Genomic DNA, 17,180 nt, shown 5'->3' with positions numbered 1-17,180 from the left:
TGCCCCAGGTTAATGCCGGTCCGAACTCGGTTCGCGCAAGAAGTGCTTGGAGCCTTTGAACACGGCGACGCGTGGCCTCGTACCACCGGGCATGACCATTTCGAAGGAACCCATCGGCCCGCTCTCCCGCCGGTCGGTCGTCGCCGCGGCGGGTGTCGTCAGCCTGGCCGCCGCCCTCGCGGCCTGCGGCGAGAGCGACGACGGCTACGGCTCCGGCTCCGGCCAGGCCGACGAGCAAACGCCCGCCGAGGCCGAGACCACAGGGGCCGCCGGGGCCGCGCTCGCCAAGACGTCGGAGATCCCGGTGGGCGGCGGAAAGATCTTCAAGGAGGAGGGGGTGGTGGTGACCCAGCCGACGGAGGGTGACTTCAAGGCCTTCTCGAACCGCTGCACCCACAAGCAGTGTCCGGTGACGAGCGTCGAGGGCGGCACCATCAACTGCCCCTGTCACGGCAGCAAGTTCTCCATCGCCGACGGGAGCGTGAAGGCCGCCCCGGCGCCGAAACCGCTGCCCGCCGCCGAGATCAAGGTGGACGGGGACACGATCACCCTGGCCTAGGGCGTCACGGTCACACCGGCCTGGGACGCTTCCAGGTGCCGAGGACCTCCTCGGTGGTGGCGATGGTGGCCACCAGGGAGAGCGTGTTGCGGAGCATCGCGGGGGCATAGTCGGAGGGGACTCCCGCGATGGCGTCCGACGGCACGACGGCGGTGTAGCCGAGGTTCACGGCGTCGAAGACGGCGTTCGGTATCGCCACGTTCGCCGACACGCCGGTCACCAGGAGGGTGCGGCAGCCCAGGTTGCGGAGCAGTGGGTCGACGTCCGTGCCGGCGAGGGGCGAGAGGCCGTGCAGCCGCCGTACGACGAGGTCCTCGTCGGCCACTTCGATGGGCGGCGCGATCCGCACGGCCCGGGTCCCGGAGAGCTGCTGCACGGGCAGCCGTCCGGCGGCGCGGAAGAGGCGGGCGTTGCGGTTGGCGCCGCGCCCGTCGGGCCTGCGTTCGGCGACGGCGTGCAGGACCTGCACCCCGGCCAGGTGGGCGGCGGAGACGAGCCGCGCGACATTGACGAGGCAGCCCGACGAGCGGGCCTCGTCGGCGAGTTCGGGCAGCGCGCTCTCCGTCCCCACCACGCCCTGCTGGCACTCGACGGTCATCAGTACGGTGGTGACGGGATCGAGGAGTTCCCTGAGCTGTTCGTACGACGGCATCGCTCCCCCTGTCCGGGTCGCCCGGGCCGGTCGAGGCGGGCTGCGCCCGGGATGCGCGGAGGTTAGCCGCCATTGCGTCACGGCGGAAGAGACCGCATGCTTTCCTGGCGCACGTAACTGACGCTCAGTCAGTTCGCTTGGTGCGTCCACTTTTTCCACACGCGCGGGAGGACCGATGGCCGTCACACAGCGCCGGGGCCGCAGGATCATGATGTCGCCGGACGAGCTCGACGCCTACCTCGGCGCGGAACGCACCTGCCGGGTCGCGACCGTGTCCGGGGACGGCGCCCCGCACGTCAGCGCGCTCTGGTTCGTCTGGGACGGCACGTCCTTGTGGCTCTTCTCGATCACCCGCAGCAAGCGCTGGGCCGACTTGCGGGGCGATCAGCGGATCGCGGTGGTGATCGACTCCGGCGTGGAGTACGGGGAGCTGCGGGGCGTGGAGCTCTCCGGGTCGGCTGTCTTCGTCGCCGAGTCACCCCGGATGGGCGATCCCTGCCCCGAACTCGCAGTTCCTGAGCGGCTGTTCGCCCAGAAGTACTTCGGGATGGACTCGATGCCGTACGACGGGAAGCACGCCTGGATCCGGCTCACACCCGAAGCGATCACGTCCTGGGACTTCCGGAAGCTGGCGGACTTGCCGGCCCGCCCCTGACCCCGTCGGCCAGGCCCCGCGACGTCAGCACAGCCCGGCCCCCACCACCTGGAGCGCCTCCACCGCCGCCCTGATCGAGGGGCGGCGGTCGGCATCCGCGCGCCACACGACGTACACATGACGGCGCACCCGGTGGCGCACCGGAACGGTCCTGACCCCGGCCGGCATCGGATCGCGCCCCAACTGGGGTGCCACGCACACACCGAGCCCCGCGGCCACCATCGCGAGCTGGGTGTGGTGTTCCTCCGCGCGGTGTGCGATCCGCGGTTCGATGCCCTTGGCGCGCAGCGTGAACATCAGCCACTCATGGCAGAACTCCCCCTCCGCCCAGGCGATCCACTCGTCGTCCGCGAACTCCTCCAGGTCCACTTCGGTGCGGTCGGCGAGGGGGTGCGCCGCGGGCATGGCGACATCGGCGGGGTCGTCCAGGAGGGACGCCTTGATGAGGCCTCCGGGCATCGGCAGCGGCTTGTTGTACCAGTCCAGGACGACCGCGAGGTCGATGTCGCCGCGCACCACGGCGGCCACTCCGTGCTGCGGCTCCATCTCCTGGGAGCGGACGCGCAGGCCGGGGTGTCCGGCACGCAGCGCGGTGAGCGTGGCGGGCAGCAGCCCTCGCATCGCTGTGGGGAACGCGGAGATCCGCAGCTCGCCGACGGCCTTGCCGCGCTGCTCCTCCAGGTCGGCCTTGGCGAGTTCCACCTGGGAGAGGATGCGTGCGGCGTGCTCGGCGAGCAGCCGTCCGGCATCGGTGAGGCGCACTCCGCGGCCGTTCTTGGCCAGGAGCTGCTGGCCCACCTCGCGCTCCAGTTTGGTCATCTGCTGGGAGACGGCCGACGTCGTGACGTGCAGTCCGGCCGCCGCGCCGCTGACCGATCCGTGCCGGGCCAGTGCGTCGAGCGTGCGCAGGCGCTCAAGGTTCAACATGTAAGCGATGCTACGCGGTACTGGGCAGCTAATTTCGCTTGTTCTACGAGGTCGCAGGCTTCAAGGTGACGTACATGTGCGTCACCACCCCTCCTGGCTCCCCCGTCTCCACCTCCCCCTCCCCCTCCCCCTCCGGCACCGGCACCGGCGCTGAGTCAGCCGCCGGCTCCGGTGCCGACTCCGCCCGGCCGAAGCGCCGCCGCGCCGGCCGTGCTCTCGACTGGCGTCTCCGCTTCGGCATCCTCTCGCTGATCTGGGGCTTCAGCTTCCTGCTGATCAAGGTCGGCACCGAGGGGTACGCCCCCTTCCAAGTCACCCTGGGTCGCCTCCTGTTCGGCACCGCGGTCGTCGCGGCCGTCCTCGTCACGAAGCGCGAGCGGCTGCCGCGCGGGGCACGGACCTGGGCGCACCTCACCGTCTCCGCGCTGCTGCTCAACGCCCTGCCGTTCTCGCTCTTCGCGTACGCCGAGCTGACGATCCCCTCCACGCTGGCCGGGATCTGCAACGCGACCTCGCCCCTGTGGGGCATGGCGCTCTCGATGGTGGCGCTCTCCGAGGACCGGCCGACGCGGCGCAGGGTCGCGGGGCTCGGCATCGGGTTCCTCGGCGTGCTCACGGTGCTCGGCGCCTGGCAGGGCTTCAGCGGCCTCGACCTGCGAGGGACGTCGCTGGCGCTCCTTGCCTCGCTGAGCTACCCGATCGGCTGGATCTACGTGCGCCGCACCCTGGCCGGATCCAGCCACTCGAACCTGTCGCTGACCGGCGCGCAACTCCTGGTCGCGACCGTCGAACTGGCCGTGGTCACACCGCTGTTCACGTCGCTGCCGACGGAGTTCCCCGTCGTGCCGCTGCTCGCGATCGTGGCACTGGGTGCCGTCGGCACCGGTCTCGCCTTCCTGATCCAGTACGGCCTTGTCTCCGAGGTCGGTCCGACGACAGCCCAGATGGTCACGTACTTCGTCCCGGTGATCGCCACCGCGGCGGGCGTCACCGTCCTCGGCGAGTCCCTGAGCTGGTCGACGCCGGTCGGCGCGGTGATCGTCCTGGCGGGCGCCGCACTCACCCAGTCAAGGCCGCGTGATCGCTCGCGGAAGCCCGCTCACTCGTAGCGCCGCGCGGGAGCGGGCCCGGTGGCGGACGCGACGGCGTCCGCCACCGCTTCGATGTCCTCGTCCCCGAGCGTCGACACCGTGATCCGCACCCCGGGCCGCGCGCCCATCCGGAAGCGGGCTCCCGGAGCGACGGCCCACCCCGCGTGCAGCAGCCTGGCGACCGCCCCGGTCTCGTCCGGCACGGGCACCCACGCGTTCATGCCGCTGCGGCCGTGCGCCATGACGCCCCGCCGGGCCAGCGCGGCGATCAGGGCGTCACGCCGCCTTCCGTACGAGCCGGCCACCTCACCCGTGTCCACCGCCCCCTCCGTCCACAGCCGCACGACGGCGCGCTGCGCGATGTGACTGACCCAGCCGGGGCCCAGCCGCTGGCGCCCCTGGACACGATCGACGGTGACGGCGTCCCCGGTGAGCAGGGCCAGGCGCAGGTCGGGGCCGTAAGCCTTGGCCGTGGAGCGGATGAACGCCCAGCTGCGGGTCACGCCCGCCAGCGGGTGCAGCGGCAGGTCGACGATGGCGTGGCCGTGGTCGTCCTCGACGAGCAGCACGTCCTTGTGTGCGGAGAGCACCTTCCGCAGGGCACGCGCGCGTGGGGCGCTGATCGCAGCGCCCGTGGGGTTCTGGGCGCGGTCGGTGACGATGAGCGCCCGGGCGCCCCCGCGCAGAGCCTTCTCCGCGTCGGCGGGCAGCGGCCCCTCGTCGTCGACGCCCACCGGAACCGTCCGCAGACCGAGCACCGGCATCAGATCGAGCAGACTGCCCCAGCCGGGATCCTCGACCGCCACCGCGTCACCGGGCTTGAGATGGGCGGCCAGGACACGCTCGATGGCGTCGAGGGAACCCGACGTGACGGCCACGGGGCCGTCCGGGACGCCGTCCTCGTCGAGGGCCGCGCGCGCGTGGCGGGCCAGTGCGGGGTCCACGGCCTCCTCCCCGTACAGCACGGGACGCCTGTCGCCCTCCGCGGCTGCCGCCGCGAACACCTCGGCGAGCGACGGCAGCAGAGCCGTGTCCGGATTGCCGTTCGACACGTCGCGCACACCGGCCGGCACGTCCACGCGGATCAGCTCGCGCGCCGTTGTCGCGGGCTTGGGACGTACGCGGCTGCCGCGCCGCCCCGCCGTCTCGATGACACCGCGTTCGCGCAGCGTGCGGTAGGCGGCGGCCACCGTATTGGGGTTCACCCCGAGCCGCTCCGCCAACTCGCGCATCGGCGGCAGGAGTTGCCCCGGCTCCAGGTCACCGTCGCCCACCGCACGCTCCACGCTGGCAGCGATCTCGGCTGCGCGCCGGCCTTCGATCCGATACTCTCCTAGCACAAACGAGATTATGCACTAGTGCAATGGAGAATGCAATGAGCGTCGCATCCGAGTCCGGCATCGACACCGCCACCGCCTCGTACGCGCCGACCGACCTCACCGTTCCCACCCGCGGCCGTGACCGTGCCGCGTACGACCAGGAACTGGTGCACGCGATACTCGACGAGGCCTACGTCTGCCACCTCGGTTTCGTGCGTGACGGCGCCCCCGTCGTCCTGCCTACGCTGTACGGCAGGGTGGGCGAGCGCCTGTACGTGCACGGCTCGACGGGTTCCCGGCCGCTGCGGATGGCGGCCGACGGCCGGCGCCAGGAGGAGGACCCGGGTCTCGCGGTCTGCCTGACCGTCACCCACGTCGACGGCCTTGTCCTTGCCAGGTCGGCCTTCCACCACTCGATCAACTACCGCTCCGTGGTGATTCACGGCACCGCCCACCAGGTCACGGACCCCGAGGAGAAGCGCACCGCCCTCGACGCGCTCGTCGACCACGTCGTGCCGGGCCGCTCCGCCGACTCCCGGCCCGCGAACGCGAAGGAGCTCGCGGCGACCGCCGTACTCAGCCTCGACCTCGCCGCGGTCTCCGCCAAGGTGCGCACCGGCGGCCCGAACGACGACCCCGAGGACCTCGGCCTCCCGCACTGGGCCGGAGTCGTCCCCCTGCGCAAGGGCCACGACCCGCTCGTCCCGTCGGCCGACCTGGCGCCCGGCATCGAGGCCCCCGACTACCTGATCGAACTGTGATGCTGATCCACCCCTGGGACGCGCCGCACTCCGACGCCGAGTGGCAGCAATGGCTCGCGGGCCACGACTTCGGGCAGCTCGCCGTGAACGGCCTGCCCGGAGAGCCCCCGCACGTCCAGCCGGCGCACTTCGTCTACGAAGCCGACCGTGGTCCTGGCCCTCTCGGCAGGGTGATCACCCACCTGGCACGCCCCAACCCGCTGTGGCCCGCGCTCGAAGCCGACTCCGAGGTGCTGCTCAGCGTGGTGGACGACTACGTATACGTGCCGGGTCCCTGGCAGGCACCCCCGGACACCCGGCCCGAGCACGGCGTGCCGACCAGTTTCTACGCCGCCGTCCAGCTCCGCTGCACCGCCCGCGTCGTGGACGGCCCGGAGGAGAAGGCCGAGCTCCTCAACCGCCAGGTCGCCCACTTCCAGCCGGAAGGCGGTTCGGCCCCGGCCGCGGTGGGCGAGGCACCCTTCGGCCGCATGCTCTCCGGCATCCGCGGCCTGTGCCTCGAAGTGACCGACGTACGGGCGAAGTTCAAGTACGCCAACCACAAGCCACTGGAGGTCCAGGACCAGATCGCGGCGGGCCTGACCGATCGCGCAGGCCCCCGCGACGGAGCAGCACAAGCGAACCAACTACGCCGCCGCTGAGCCCCGTAAGGGGCGCGGGTACCTGCGCGACCGGGCTCGGGGAACTCCGCGATCAGCCCCCGCCGACGCGCAGACTCAAGACGGCACGCGCACTCCACCGCGCCCCTCGAGATCACGCCCTTCGAGATCACGCCCCGCGAGATCACGCCTCGCGAGAACCGTCTCCGCGGCCGCGAGGCCCGTCACCGCGGCCAGCATCAGCAGGGTGCCGAGCACCGTCGACACGGTCAGTTCCTCACCGAGCAGCACCACCGCGATGACCGCCGCGCTCAGCGGTTCGAGGAGCGTGATCACGGAGACGGTCGCGGACCGGATGACCGCGGCGCCCGCGAAGTACAGGGCATAGGCGACCGCCGTCGGGATCACCACGATGTACAGCAGGTACAGGCCCATGCGCGCCGGTTCCGCGGTGTGCGGAACGAGACCTTCCACCGCGGCGAGCGGCAGCAGGCACACGGACACCACGGCGAACGACCAGATCGTCGTGTCGGACGAGTCGGCGCCGCCGTCCCGCCCCCACCACCGCGTGAGCAGCGTCATCGTGGCGTACGCGGCCGCCGAGAGCAGCCCCCACCCGACGCCCGCCGGACGGACGCTCGCGCCGCCGCCACCGAGGACGAGCACCATGAGCCCGGCAAGCGCACCGGCCACCGCGACGACACCGCCGAGCCCGAGCCGCTCCCCCATGGTGAATCGCGCCCCGAGCGCGATGAGTACGGGTCCCGCCCCCATGGTGACCACCGTGCCGACCGCGAGTCCGGTCGACTCGACGGCCGCGAAGTAGGCGGTCTGGAACACGGCGAGGGTCACGCCGGTCGCCACGATCCGCGCCGGCCTCCGCCGCCGCGGCGCACCCGCGCCCGAAGCGGCACCGGCGGCGGGCCGTCGGCGCGAGCGCATCAGTCGGACGGCGAAGAGCAGCACGAAGCCGCCCGCGCAGCGCCAGAAGGACAGGCTGACCGGTCCCATGTCGCTGGCGCCGAAGACCAGTGCGGCGGCGGCACCGGCGGTGCCCCAGGCCGTACCGGCGACGATCAGATAGAAGAGGCCTCGTCCGACGGACAGGCCGGAGACAGCAGTCGACACACTCGACACATTCGACACGTGAAGTTCTCCGCAGAAAGGAAAAGAAGGTCCCTGGCTCCGTCTGCGGGCAGCGTCGTTCCACCCGGCAACCGCCGGGTGTGATCCGGGAAGTGCCCGCGCCTAAGCGGCCGGGGGCGGAAGAACGAGTGCGCGTGAATGCATGATCAACACCCTAGACGGCGGTACCGGTGGACGACAACCGCTCTTCCGCCCCCGGCCGACCGCCCGCGGTCGGCCCCGCCGGGGGCTTGGTGGGCGTGGACGACTGGGCGATGAACGCCCCCGCGAGCACCACGGCACCCCCGATGATCTGCGGCGCCGAGAGGTGTTCGCCCAGCATGACCCAGGCGAGCACGGTGGCGATGACCGCTTCCAGACAGGCCACGACGCCCGCCACCTGCGGCGAGAGCCGACGCACCGAGAGCACCCCGGTGACGTACGCCACGACGGTCGCGACGAGCACGATCCAGGCGATGAGCGCCCACGCGGGCACGGCCGTGCCGTCCATCTCCGCGTTCCCGGCGATCACCGCCCAGTCCATGCCCCAGGGGCGCGCCACGACGGTCAGCACCACGGCGCCGATCAGCAGTCCGTACGCGATGACGCCGAGCGGGTCAGGGGCGTCGTCGCCCGCGTCGCTGCCCTGGTCGGACAGGACGAAGTAGCCGACCTGGCAGCACGCGGCGCCCAGCGCGAGGAGCAGCCCCACGGCGTCGAAGCTCAGCCCCGCCCACACCTCGACGACGCAGGCGAGTCCGCCGACCGCGAGCACCACGCCCACCGCGGCCGCGCGCGTCACGGGCCGCCGCTGCACGAAGCGCACCCAGCCGAGGACAAGCGCGGGCGCGAGGTATTCGACGAGCAGCGCGACGCCGACGGGAATGCGGGAGATCGCCGCGAAGTAGCAGGCCTGGACGCCGGCTACGGCGAGCAGCCCGAAGCCGAGGAGAAGGGCGGGCCTGCGCAGCAGCAGCCCTCGGTGGCGCCAGGCGACCGGCAGCATGACGAGGGCCGCGCCCGCCACCCGCAGCCACACCACGTGGAGCGGGTCGAGGCCCGCCTCGATCAGCGGTTTGGCCGCTACGCCCGAGCCGCCGAAGGCGACCGCCGACCCCAGGGCGAGCCCCAGGCCGACACCTCTCCCCCGGCTCAGCCCCGAGCCGGTCTGATTCCCCTGAGACGCTTGCACCGGCACATCATGACAGGAGGCGTCATGAGCGTCACCCCCGATAGCCCCTGTCTCAATCGGCGGACGTCTCCGCGTACGGATCAGCGGACGTGTCCGCGTACGGATCGGCGAACGCCTCGGCGGAAGGACCGGTGCGCGGATCACCCTCGATCCGCCGGAGGATCCCCTGCGCGTCGGCGCCGGCCCGTCCGAGGACCTCGACGGCGCGGCAGTCCGGATCGGCGACGAGCGCAGCCAGGAGGTCCACTCCGAGTGCCTGCGGTTCACCGCGGCGGTCGGCCCGCTCGATGGCCGCCTCCATGGCGGCGCTCGCGGACGGCGACCAGCCCGTCTCCTTCACGGGGGCGGAGTTGCTCTCCCGCACCATCGGCACCGCTCCGGAGTCCTCGACCGTCCCCTGCCACTGCAGGCCGTACCCGATGCTGCGCTGGACGAGATAGCCGAGCAGCCGCACCACCTGCGCCCCCTGATCGAAGGCCGCCCGCACCTCCGGGTCGGTCTCCAGGAGGGAGTGCAGGAGATGCGCGGTGTCGATCTGGCGGTCCCCGTCACGCACCGCACGCCGGCGCGCGCCGGCCACCACGGACGTCAGTGCGGCGCTCAGTCGGGAGTCGGTCTCTGCTCGGGTCGGGCCGGGCTCGGCGCCCTGCGGGGTACGGCTTTGCACATCTCCCACCCCATCAGTCCCCGCGTCGGCCGTCATCGGCGGCGGGAAGCATCTTTGCGTCCGACACAGGTTGGGTACGCATGAGCGGCTTCTCCTCCTTACGGATGAGATCTGGCTGTTGTTCCCCGAGGGGCGCGCGCCGCCTTGATTCGCGCCGGGCACGCAACCACGGCGCACCGGTCACTCGTCATTTCGGGCATGGAGCGCAGGTGCTGGCTGGTCGCGCTGCCGGCAATCGACGGCAGGCAATACGTGTACCGGGTGTACGCACCCGAAAACGCACTGCCCGCCGACCTTTTCTGGGACGCGTGGCACTGCCACGACGAGGGGCCGTTCCCCAGGGCGTGCGATCTCTTCGACGCGGCGGTGATAAGCAGGGTGGGCTGACGCATGGCAGCCTGACCCCTCGACCGCCTCGCCACCTGGCCCCTCAAGTGCCCGGCCGCCTGGTCCGTCGCCGCCCGCGCTCTACGCCGGGCGCGTTCCGATGACGACCGTCGCGTACATCTCCTCGTCGTTCACCGACCGCGGCTCGAGGCCTCCGTCGGCGACCGCTTCCAGCGCGTACGGCACCTGTCGCTCGCTCGTCTCGAACAACAGCGTGCCGCCGGGAGCCAGCCAGCGTGCCGCGTCGGCGGTCACCCGCCGCAGCACGTCGAGACCGTCCGCCCCGCCGTCGAGCGCCACACGCGCCTCGTGGACACGGGCTTCGGGCGGCAGCAGACCGACCTCCTCGGTGGGTACGTAGGGGACGTTCGCCAGCAGTACGCCGACCCGGCCGCGGAGGGCGTCCGGCAACGGCTCATAGAGATCACCCTCGTACACCCGCCCCCGCACGTCGGCGACGTTCCGCCGTGCGCAGCGCACGGCGGCGGGGTCGATGTCGGCGGCGTGCAGCTCGATCCCGTCGACCGCGGCGCCGAGCGCGGCCCCTAGCGCCCCCGTGCCGCAGCACAGGTCGACGACGACGGCGCCGGGCCCGGCAAGGGCGGCGGCCTGCCGCACGAGGAATTCGGTGCGCCTGCGGGGCACGAAGACCCCCGCGTCCACGGCGATCCGCAGACCGTGGAACTCCGCCCAGCCAAGGACGTGTTCGAGCGGATGACCGATGACGCGCCGCTCGACCATGGCAGCGAGTTCGGCGGGGTCGCGCGCGGTGTCGACGAGCAACTCCGCCTCGTCCTCGGCGAAGACGCATCCGGCGGCGCGCAGCCTGGTGACGATGGCGGAAGGGGCGAGGGACGTCATGGGCGATGCCGCGGATGACGAAACTGACTCGGGTGACGCGAGTGAGGAAGGTGACGCGGGTGAGGAAGGTGAAGCCGGCATGCGAGGAGAAACCTTTCGGGACGCCTTGGGGGCTCCCTCGGTCACCTATGCCGGGTGAACCGCGCGGGCGCGAAGGGGGAGCACCCGACCTGCTGCTGCGGTAATGGGGCTCACCTCCTAAGTCCGTCTTCCCGCGTCCGTCGCGGGGATGGCCACAGTACCTGACCTGGTCGCGGGCCGCGTCGCCGGAGCGTCCACAACATCTGACGGTTCATCAGTATTGAATGTTCCGCACCCTGCGGCTACGTTCCGCGACACCGCAGCTGCGCCCCGCCGCAGCGCCCGAAGAGATGGGGTCGTCGCATGGCCGAAGTCAGCGCGGAAGCACGGATCGAGGCACCCGTCGAGAAGGTCTGGGCCCAACTCACCGACTTCTCCTCGTACGGCGAGTGGAACGCCACGCACACGAGTTTCCCGAAGGGCGCCCCCACCACCCTGGAGCAGGGCGGCACGTTCGAGGAGAACATGAAGCTGATGGGCTTCCCCGCCGAGGTCAACTGGACGATCGAGGAGCTCACGAGCGAGCGCACGCTGGCCATCAAGGGCAAGGGCCCGATGGGCGTCACGGTCGGCACCCGCTACTCCCTCTCCCCCGAGGGGGACGCGACGAACGTACGCATAGACGGCGAGTTCACGGGCGCGGCCGTCTCCCTGATGGCGGGCAAACTCAAGGATTCGGCGACGGCGGCCCTGAACGAGTCGCTGCGCAAGCTGGCGGGCCTGGTGACCTGACCCTGACGCGAGCGCACTTGCACGCAAAGAGGCGCCCCACACGTGAAGTGCGGGGCGCCTCAACGGCAATGGGGGTCACCGACCCCCACCACCTCAGTCCTCATCGGCGAGGATCAGGTACAGCTTCTTGCGGGCGTCGTTGATGACAGTGACAGCCTTCTCGCGCTGCTCCTTGCTGCCGGCCTTCCAGACCTGGCCGAACGCCTCCATCAGACCGAAACCGGCCTGCCGGATCTCGCTCAGCGCCTCCCAGTCGACCCCGCGCCCGGCCTCTTCCCAGGGCGCGTCCGGACCTTCGTCGGCCGCGGTGCCACCGGCGTCGGTGAGCGAGAAGAGCTTCTTGCCGCCCTCGCTCGCACTGCTGATCAGCCCCTCGTCCTCCAGGAGCTGGAGGGTCGGGTAGACCGAACCGGGGCTGGGCTTCCACGCCCCGCCGCTGCGCTCAGCGATCTCCTGGATCATCTCGTAGCCGTGCATCGGCCGGTCCTTCAGGAGAGCCAGGATCGACGCGCGTACGTCACCGCGCCTCGCCCTGCCTCGCGGGCCGCCCCTGCCGCCTCGGCCACCCCAGGGACCGCCGGGTCCGCCGGGTCCGCCGAAGCCGGGCCCGAAGGGACCGAACGCCGCGCGCCGCCCCTCGAAACCGCCGTGGCCCTCGTGACCGGGGCCGCGCTTTCCACGTCCGTGCTCGTGTTCATAACCGTGGGAACGCATCGCCATCACTCCTCGTGTGTCAGTGATCAACTGCGTAGTCGTTGATCAGTCGCGATGCGTCAACGATATATCGGGACCGCTCGCCTGGCAAGCCCCTCCCTCTCATCGAGGTTCGATCAGGTTCGATCACCGCCAGAATTGGCATCACCGTCAGAGGGCGTGGATCAGGGCCGCGTACTCTCGGCTCCGTGCCCCGCGATCCGAGGAAGCCCCGCCGGTTGGTCGCCGACGGGCGCGCGTACCTGTGGACGCTCCGCCACAGCCACCGCGTGCTGGACAGCGGCCGATCCGCGGATTGCCGCCAGACCCTCACCCTGTATCCGCAGCCGGCCGGGAGCGGCGCCCCGCTGCGCATCGTCTTCACCGAAGGCCCGGGCCATTACGTGCCGGGCGGGTTCCCCATGGGCTCCGGGGACGTCGGCCATACCGGGGGCGACTCGCTGAACCTGCACGAACCGGGCGCAGTCCGGGCCCTGCTCGACGCCGCGTCGGCCCGCGGATGGCAGCCGGGAGGGCAGTGGGCGATGGAGGTCGACGGATGGACCCTGCTGGCGGCCGCGGCCGCCGCGCGAGCCCGCGACACCGGCCCGTAGCCGCCATCTCGCCGGGCCGTCCGGACCGCTCAGCCCATGTGCGCCTTGACGTGGTCGACCACCTCGCCCAACTCCTTCGCCGGCGAGAAGTCGACGTACTCGCAGTCCTCAAGCGCCTCCGGCGCATGCCCCGGCGCCCAGTAGAAGGCCTCACCGGCCTCGTAGGTCTCGGCGCCGGACGCTGTCCGCATCTTCAGCCGCCCCTTGAGCAGGTACCCCCAGTGCGGGCACTGGCACAACCCGTCAGGCATCCCCGTGAGAGCCGGCGCCATGTCCGCACCCTCCGGAAGCTGTACGAACGCCACGGCCATGCCTCCCCCGACATCCCGCATGCGCAGCTCCACGCCGCCTCCTTCGATCGCGACAGGAGTGTCGTTCCGCGTCGTCGCCGTCATGGCTCCTCCTCATCGGACTCACCGGGCTCACCGGACTCATCGGGCCGGTGGCAGGGCCCGGAAATCCCCTCCCTTCCAGCCTGTGCCCGCCCCGGACCGAACGCGAGGCGAGATCGACGAGGCCAATCGGGCCACTCACCCCCGATTGGCCTTGTCCCGCCCCCGCATTGGCCCGCTAGCGTCGTCGACATGCCGACTTCTCAGCCTTCCCACCGCATCCGCGTCGTCGACGCCTTCACCGACCGTCCCTTCTCGGGCAACCCCGCGGGCGTACTCCTCCTCGACGCCTTTCCCGACGACACCTGGCTGCAGAACGTGGCCACCGAGGTCAATCACGCCGAGACCGCCTTCGCCCACCGCCTGCCCCCGGGCGGCGAAGCCGACTGGGCCCTGCGGTGGTTCACGCCCGCCACCGAGGTCGACCTCTGCGGCCACGCCACGCTCGCCACCGCCCACGTCCTGCAGGTCACCGGCTCCGCCGAAGGCCCCGTACGGTTCGCCACCCGCAGCGGCGTCCTGACCACCACCGCGCACCCCGACGGCACCGTCACCATGGACTTCCCCACCGCCCCGCTCACCCCGGTCGAGATCCCCGACGGCGTGGCGGAGGCACTCGGCGCCGAGCCGGTCGCGGTGTTCGACGCCGGGGCGAGCCTCGGTGACCTCCTGGTCGAGCTCGCCGACGAGAAGACGGTGCGCGCCCTCACACCGGACCACAAGGCCCTCATCCGGCACTCCGAGCGCGGCATCATCGCCACCGCACAGGCCGAAGACCCCACCCGCGGCTACGACTTCGTCTCCCGCGGCTTCTTCCCGCGCGTCGGCATCGACGAGGATCCGGTGACCGGCAGCGCCCACACCGCCCTGGCCCCGTTCTGGTCGCAGCGTCTGGGCCGCGACCGGCTCACCGGCCTGCAGGCCTCGGCCCGCAGCGGTCTCGTCCGCACGGAACTGCGGGGCGATCGCACCCTGCTGACGGGCCGCGCGGTCACCGTCATCGAGGGCGACCTCTACGCCTGACACACCTGTGGGGACGTACGACCCAGTCGTACGTCCCCACAGATCTGCCCGCCGGACCTCACGGCCGGAACTGCCCCCCGGAAGCGCCCGCCCCTAAGGCGTCGGCAGCCACCCCACCTTCCCCGCAAGCAATGCGTATCCCACGAACGCACCGATATCCAGCAGCGAATGTGCCACCACCAGTGGCCCGACCCTCCCCCATCGCCGGTACAGGAGCACGAAGACCACCCCCATCACCATGTTCCCGATGAACCCGCCGATGCCCTGATAGAGGTGGTAGGAACCGCGCAGCACCGAGCTGCCGACCAGTGCGGCCATCGGTGTCCACCCCAACTGCCCGAACCTGCGCAGCAGATAGCCGACGACGATCACTTCCTCGAGCACCGCGTTCTGCACCGCGGAGAGCACGAGCACCGGGTACTTCCACCACACGTCGGGCAAGTCCTCCGGCACGACCGTCAGGTTGAACCCGAGCCCCCGCGCGGCCAGGTAGAACGCGATGCCGGTACTGCCGATCACCGCGGCGATCGCCGCCCCGCGCCCCAGGTCCGGCCATGGCCGGCTCCGGTCGAAGCCGATCGTGCGCAGCCCCGCACCCTCCCGGATCAGGAAGTGCGCGACCAGCGCCACCGGCACCAGAGCGGTCGTAATTCCGAACAATTGCCACGCGAGATCAAGCCATGGCCGCCCCGGAGCGGCCGACGCGTTCATGGTCGCCGCCTGATCCTTCAGACCACCTGGTCTGGTGACCGAGCCGACGAAGCTGATCAGCGCGGAAACACCGCTCGCGCCCAGCGAGAGCGCCAGGACGAGCAGCGTCTCGTCCCGGAGGATCCGTCGCGATGGCCCCTCACCCCGAAAAGAACCGGCCAACGGCCCGGACTCCGCTTGCACTCCGCCTCCAGTTGAGTAATCCCGCCTCATCCCCATCCCCGCCCCGCTAGGGTCTCGAAAGAAGTTACGAAGATCGTGCGCGACAGGCCGAGGGGGACGGACGCCGACTGCGGTCATGCCGCCCCCTCTTTCCTTGCTTCATCACTCAAGGAGGGGCACCACCGCCATGGGACGTCACAGCTTGCCCGATGAGTACGAGGCGGACGCACCCGACCCTCGGCCACGCACCCGCGGCCGCACCGTGGCCATCGCCACGGCGCTCGTCCTGACCGTCGCGGCGGGCACGGCGGTCGCGGCCCGCAGCGACCTGCTGAGCTTCGGCGGTTCATGCCGTGAGGACACGGTGGAACTGGACGTCGTGGCCGCCCCCGGCATCGCCCCCGCCCTGCGCGCGGCCGCCGACGACGCGCGCGAGAAGGAGGTCACGTCGGACGGGGCCTGTATCGACGTCCGCGTGAGCGCCCGCGATTCGTACAAGGTCGCCGACGAACTGCGCACGGGCAAAGGCGCTCCGGCCTACGACGTGTGGGTGCCGGACTCCGAACTGTGGCTGCAGCGCGTGGGCCTGGGCGGCAAGCAGGACAGGGTCTCGCCCGCCGGGAACATAGCTTCCTCTCCGGTTGGCATGGCCATGGTCCCCGCCGCCGCCGAGACCCTGGGCTGGCCCGAGAAGACGTACAGCTGGACCGAGTTGACCGGCGCGGCGATGAAAGGCGACAAGCTGCGGCTCGGCGCCGCCGATCCCGCGCGCAGCGCGACCGGCCTGCTCGCGCTCACGAAGCTGAGCGCGTCGGCGAAGAAGTCGGGCGGCGAGGACGGCGACACCCAGGCGGCCGGGATGGCCAAGGCGCTGTCCGCGCGCACGTCGGACAGCGACAGCCAGCTCCTCGACACCCTGGCCCGCGCCTCCTCCGGCACCGAACAGGGCAATCCGCGCCGCAACCACGCACTGATCCTCTCCGAGCAGGCCGCGTTCGAGCACAACGCGACGGCGGGCGAGGAGAACAGCCTGGACATGTTCTATCCGAAGGACGGCTCACCCCGCCTCGACTACCCGTACACCCTGGTCCAGGAGGACGAGCTGTCCACGGACCAGAGCCGCGCGGCCCTGCGCTTCATGACCCTCTTCGGCGATGAGGCGGGCCGCGCGATCCTGGAGAAGCACGGCTTCAGGAGCGGCACCGAGGACCCCTCGGAGAAACTCGTCACGGCGGCCGGCGGCCGCACTCCTCAGCCGTACGGCGACGAGGCGAGCGAACCGCCCTCCGAGAAGGATCTCCAGGAGACGCTCGGCATGTGGACGATCACCGTCCAGAGCGCCCGGATCAGCACGGTCGTCGACGTCTCGGACTCCATGGGCGAGTTCGTGCCGGGCCGGGGGCAGACCCGGATGGAGGTCACCAAGTCCTCGCTGCTCCAGGCGCTCGCGGGGTTCACCGACGAGGACGAGATCGGCCTCTGGGAGTTCGCCACCCTCCTGGACGGCGAACGCGACTACCGCAAGCTCGTGCCCACGGAACGCTTGGGCGACCGCAAGGGCGGGGGCACCCAGCGGGACAAGGTCTCCGAGGCCTTCAGCGATCTGGCCCCCATCCCGGGCGGCGCGACCGGCCTGTACGACACCACGCTCGCCGCGTACAAGGAAGCCACGTCCACGTACGCGCGCGGCAAGTTCAACGCGCTCGTGGTCCTCACGGACGGCGCGAACCAGGACCCGGGCTCCATCGCGCGCAGCAACCTCATCGCGCAGCTGGAGAACCTCTCCGACCCCAAGCGCCCGGTGCCGCTCATCGCCATCGCGGTCGGTCCGAACGCGGACAAGGAAGAGGTCGTGCAGATCGCGGAGGCGACCGGCGGATCGGGCCACCAGGTCGACGACCCCGCGCAGATCCACGCGGTCATCCTCAAGGCCATCATGGAGGCGGGCAGCCACGGCTGAGCCCGCCCCCGTACGCC

The 17,180-nt window shown here is 71.3% G+C and carries 20 protein-coding genes; 10 read left to right on the top strand and 10 right to left on the bottom strand.

The features are described from left to right. Nucleotides 1–91: 91 nt before the first annotated feature. Nucleotides 92–559, top strand: coding sequence for a Rieske (2Fe-2S) protein (locus tag ACWGIH_RS28545; RefSeq protein WP_453450966.1), 468 nt, complete (start codon nt 92–94; stop codon nt 557–559). A gap of 10 nt (nt 560–569) precedes the next feature. On the opposite strand, the gene ACWGIH_RS28540 is transcribed toward ACWGIH_RS28545, so the two are convergent. Beyond that, the gene (locus ACWGIH_RS28540) at nt 570–1,211 is read right to left on the bottom strand and encodes a cysteine hydrolase (protein ID WP_453450967.1); all 642 of its coding nucleotides are present in this window, start codon (nt 1,209–1,211) and stop codon (nt 570–572) included. A gap of 175 nt (nt 1,212–1,386) precedes the next feature. Between ACWGIH_RS28540 and ACWGIH_RS28535 the strand changes: the two genes are divergently transcribed. After that, on the top strand, nt 1,387–1,866 hold the full coding sequence (locus tag ACWGIH_RS28535; RefSeq protein ID WP_453450968.1) for a pyridoxamine 5'-phosphate oxidase family protein: 480 nt from the start codon (nt 1,387–1,389) through the stop codon (nt 1,864–1,866). A gap of 24 nt (nt 1,867–1,890) precedes the next feature. On the opposite strand, the gene ACWGIH_RS28530 is transcribed toward ACWGIH_RS28535, so the two are convergent. Then, entirely contained in the window at nt 1,891–2,793 is a 903-nt protein-coding gene (locus ACWGIH_RS28530) for a LysR family transcriptional regulator (protein WP_453450969.1), read from the bottom strand. A 38-nt stretch (nt 2,794–2,831) separates the two neighbouring features. On the opposite strand from ACWGIH_RS28530, the gene ACWGIH_RS28525 reads away from it, so the two are divergent. Next, nucleotides 2,832–3,902, top strand: coding sequence for a DMT family transporter (locus ACWGIH_RS28525; RefSeq protein ID WP_453450970.1), 1,071 nt, complete (start codon nt 2,832–2,834; stop codon nt 3,900–3,902). On the opposite strand, the gene ACWGIH_RS28520 is transcribed toward ACWGIH_RS28525, so the two are convergent. Beyond that, on the bottom strand, nt 3,893–5,224 hold the full coding sequence (locus ACWGIH_RS28520; RefSeq protein ID WP_453691712.1) for an aminotransferase class I/II-fold pyridoxal phosphate-dependent enzyme: 1,332 nt from the start codon (nt 5,222–5,224) through the stop codon (nt 3,893–3,895). The genes ACWGIH_RS28525 and ACWGIH_RS28520 overlap by 10 nt on opposite strands. Before the next feature lie 35 nt (nt 5,225–5,259). Between ACWGIH_RS28520 and ACWGIH_RS28515 the strand changes: the two genes are divergently transcribed. Further along, complete coding sequence (locus tag ACWGIH_RS28515) at nt 5,260–5,964, top strand: pyridoxamine 5'-phosphate oxidase family protein (RefSeq protein ID WP_453450972.1); 705 nt, start codon at nt 5,260–5,262, stop codon at nt 5,962–5,964. Then, the gene (locus ACWGIH_RS28510) at nt 5,964–6,605 is read left to right on the top strand and encodes an FMN-binding negative transcriptional regulator (protein WP_453450973.1); all 642 of its coding nucleotides are present in this window, start codon (nt 5,964–5,966) and stop codon (nt 6,603–6,605) included. Before ACWGIH_RS28515 ends, ACWGIH_RS28510 begins: the two co-directional genes overlap by 1 nt. 75 nt (nt 6,606–6,680) lie before the next feature. On the opposite strand, the gene ACWGIH_RS28505 is transcribed toward ACWGIH_RS28510, so the two are convergent. The 3 genes from ACWGIH_RS28505 to ACWGIH_RS28495 form a co-directional block, all read right to left on the bottom strand. Then, entirely contained in the window at nt 6,681–7,691 is a 1,011-nt protein-coding gene (locus ACWGIH_RS28505) for a DMT family transporter (protein WP_453450974.1), read from the bottom strand. Nucleotides 7,692–7,863: 172 nt separating this feature from the next. Next, nucleotides 7,864–8,886 carry an EamA family transporter gene (locus ACWGIH_RS28500; RefSeq protein WP_453450975.1) on the bottom strand — a complete coding sequence of 341 codons (1,023 nt, stop codon included), beginning with the start codon at nt 8,884–8,886 and terminating at the stop codon, nt 7,864–7,866. 46 nt (nt 8,887–8,932) lie between these two features. Next, on the bottom strand, nt 8,933–9,547 hold the full coding sequence (locus ACWGIH_RS28495; protein ID WP_453450977.1) for a Clp protease N-terminal domain-containing protein: 615 nt from the start codon (nt 9,545–9,547) through the stop codon (nt 8,933–8,935). 198 nt (nt 9,548–9,745) lie between these two features. On the opposite strand from ACWGIH_RS28495, the gene ACWGIH_RS28490 reads away from it, so the two are divergent. Continuing rightward, nucleotides 9,746–9,934, top strand: a complete 189-nt coding sequence (locus ACWGIH_RS28490) for a hypothetical protein (RefSeq protein ID WP_453451000.1) — start codon at nt 9,746–9,748, stop codon at nt 9,932–9,934. A gap of 81 nt (nt 9,935–10,015) precedes the next feature. On the opposite strand, the gene ACWGIH_RS28485 is transcribed toward ACWGIH_RS28490, so the two are convergent. Further along, nucleotides 10,016–10,795: a putative protein N(5)-glutamine methyltransferase gene (locus ACWGIH_RS28485; protein ID WP_453450978.1), complete on the bottom strand. Its 780-nt coding sequence runs from the start codon at nt 10,793–10,795 to the stop codon at nt 10,016–10,018. 384 nt (nt 10,796–11,179) lie between these two features. Between ACWGIH_RS28485 and ACWGIH_RS28480 the strand changes: the two genes are divergently transcribed. After that, nucleotides 11,180–11,608, top strand: coding sequence for a type II toxin-antitoxin system Rv0910 family toxin (locus tag ACWGIH_RS28480; RefSeq protein WP_453450979.1), 429 nt, complete (start codon nt 11,180–11,182; stop codon nt 11,606–11,608). Nucleotides 11,609–11,701: 93 nt separating this feature from the next. Here ACWGIH_RS28480 and ACWGIH_RS28475 read toward each other — a convergent pair whose 3' ends face one another. Continuing rightward, nucleotides 11,702–12,322: a PadR family transcriptional regulator gene (locus ACWGIH_RS28475; protein ID WP_453450980.1), complete on the bottom strand. Its 621-nt coding sequence runs from the start codon at nt 12,320–12,322 to the stop codon at nt 11,702–11,704. A gap of 188 nt (nt 12,323–12,510) precedes the next feature. On the opposite strand from ACWGIH_RS28475, the gene ACWGIH_RS28470 reads away from it, so the two are divergent. Continuing rightward, nucleotides 12,511–12,915 carry a hypothetical protein gene (locus ACWGIH_RS28470; RefSeq protein ID WP_453450981.1) on the top strand — a complete coding sequence of 135 codons (405 nt, stop codon included), beginning with the start codon at nt 12,511–12,513 and terminating at the stop codon, nt 12,913–12,915. Between the two features lie 29 nt (nt 12,916–12,944). Here the strand turns inward: ACWGIH_RS28470 and ACWGIH_RS28465 are convergent, their stop codons facing one another. Further along, nucleotides 12,945–13,310, bottom strand: a complete 366-nt coding sequence (locus tag ACWGIH_RS28465; RefSeq protein WP_453450982.1) for a hypothetical protein — start codon at nt 13,308–13,310, stop codon at nt 12,945–12,947. Nucleotides 13,311–13,499: 189 nt separating this feature from the next. Between ACWGIH_RS28465 and ACWGIH_RS28460 the strand changes: the two genes are divergently transcribed. Next, a complete protein-coding gene (locus ACWGIH_RS28460) occupies nt 13,500–14,330 on the top strand; it encodes a PhzF family phenazine biosynthesis protein (protein ID WP_453450983.1) in 831 nt (276 codons plus the stop codon). Nucleotides 14,331–14,423: 93 nt separating this feature from the next. Here the strand turns inward: ACWGIH_RS28460 and ACWGIH_RS28455 are convergent, their stop codons facing one another. After that, complete coding sequence (locus ACWGIH_RS28455; RefSeq protein ID WP_453450984.1) at nt 14,424–15,224, bottom strand: CPBP family intramembrane glutamic endopeptidase; 801 nt, start codon at nt 15,222–15,224, stop codon at nt 14,424–14,426. A gap of 166 nt (nt 15,225–15,390) precedes the next feature. Between ACWGIH_RS28455 and ACWGIH_RS28450 the strand changes: the two genes are divergently transcribed. Next, on the top strand, nt 15,391–17,163 hold the full coding sequence (locus tag ACWGIH_RS28450; protein WP_453450985.1) for a substrate-binding and VWA domain-containing protein: 1,773 nt from the start codon (nt 15,391–15,393) through the stop codon (nt 17,161–17,163). The last annotated feature ends 17 nt before the right edge of the window (nt 17,164–17,180 follow it).

The sequence above is a fragment of the Streptomyces sp. NPDC054872 genome (genome assembly GCF_053610705.1).
Note: the sequence above shows the minus strand (reverse complement) of the source record. Positions and strands in the feature narration are given on the sequence as shown.

Bases quoted from the DNA above. Each gene is read 5' to 3' on its own strand.
- ACWGIH_RS28545 (WP_453450966.1), top strand. From the start codon at position 92: ATGACCATTTCGAAGGAACCCATCGGCCCGCTCTCCCGCCGGTCGGTC.
- ACWGIH_RS28540 (WP_453450967.1), bottom strand. From the start codon at position 1,211: ATGCCGTCGTACGAACAGCTCAGGGAACTCCTCGATCCCGTCACCACC.
- ACWGIH_RS28535 (WP_453450968.1), top strand. From the start codon at position 1,387: ATGGCCGTCACACAGCGCCGGGGCCGCAGGATCATGATGTCGCCGGAC.
- ACWGIH_RS28530 (WP_453450969.1), bottom strand. From the start codon at position 2,793: ATGTTGAACCTTGAGCGCCTGCGCACGCTCGACGCACTGGCCCGGCAC.
- ACWGIH_RS28515 (WP_453450972.1), top strand. From the start codon at position 5,260: ATGAGCGTCGCATCCGAGTCCGGCATCGACACCGCCACCGCCTCGTAC.
- ACWGIH_RS28510 (WP_453450973.1), top strand. From the start codon at position 5,964: ATGCTGATCCACCCCTGGGACGCGCCGCACTCCGACGCCGAGTGGCAG.
- ACWGIH_RS28490 (WP_453451000.1), top strand. From the start codon at position 9,746: ATGGAGCGCAGGTGCTGGCTGGTCGCGCTGCCGGCAATCGACGGCAGG.
- ACWGIH_RS28485 (WP_453450978.1), bottom strand. From the start codon at position 10,795: ATGACGTCCCTCGCCCCTTCCGCCATCGTCACCAGGCTGCGCGCCGCC.
- ACWGIH_RS28480 (WP_453450979.1), top strand. From the start codon at position 11,180: ATGGCCGAAGTCAGCGCGGAAGCACGGATCGAGGCACCCGTCGAGAAG.
- ACWGIH_RS28475 (WP_453450980.1), bottom strand. From the start codon at position 12,322: ATGCGTTCCCACGGTTATGAACACGAGCACGGACGTGGAAAGCGCGGC.
- ACWGIH_RS28465 (WP_453450982.1), bottom strand. From the start codon at position 13,310: ATGACGGCGACGACGCGGAACGACACTCCTGTCGCGATCGAAGGAGGC.
- ACWGIH_RS28460 (WP_453450983.1), top strand. From the start codon at position 13,500: ATGCCGACTTCTCAGCCTTCCCACCGCATCCGCGTCGTCGACGCCTTC.
- ACWGIH_RS28450 (WP_453450985.1), top strand. From the start codon at position 15,391: ATGGGACGTCACAGCTTGCCCGATGAGTACGAGGCGGACGCACCCGAC.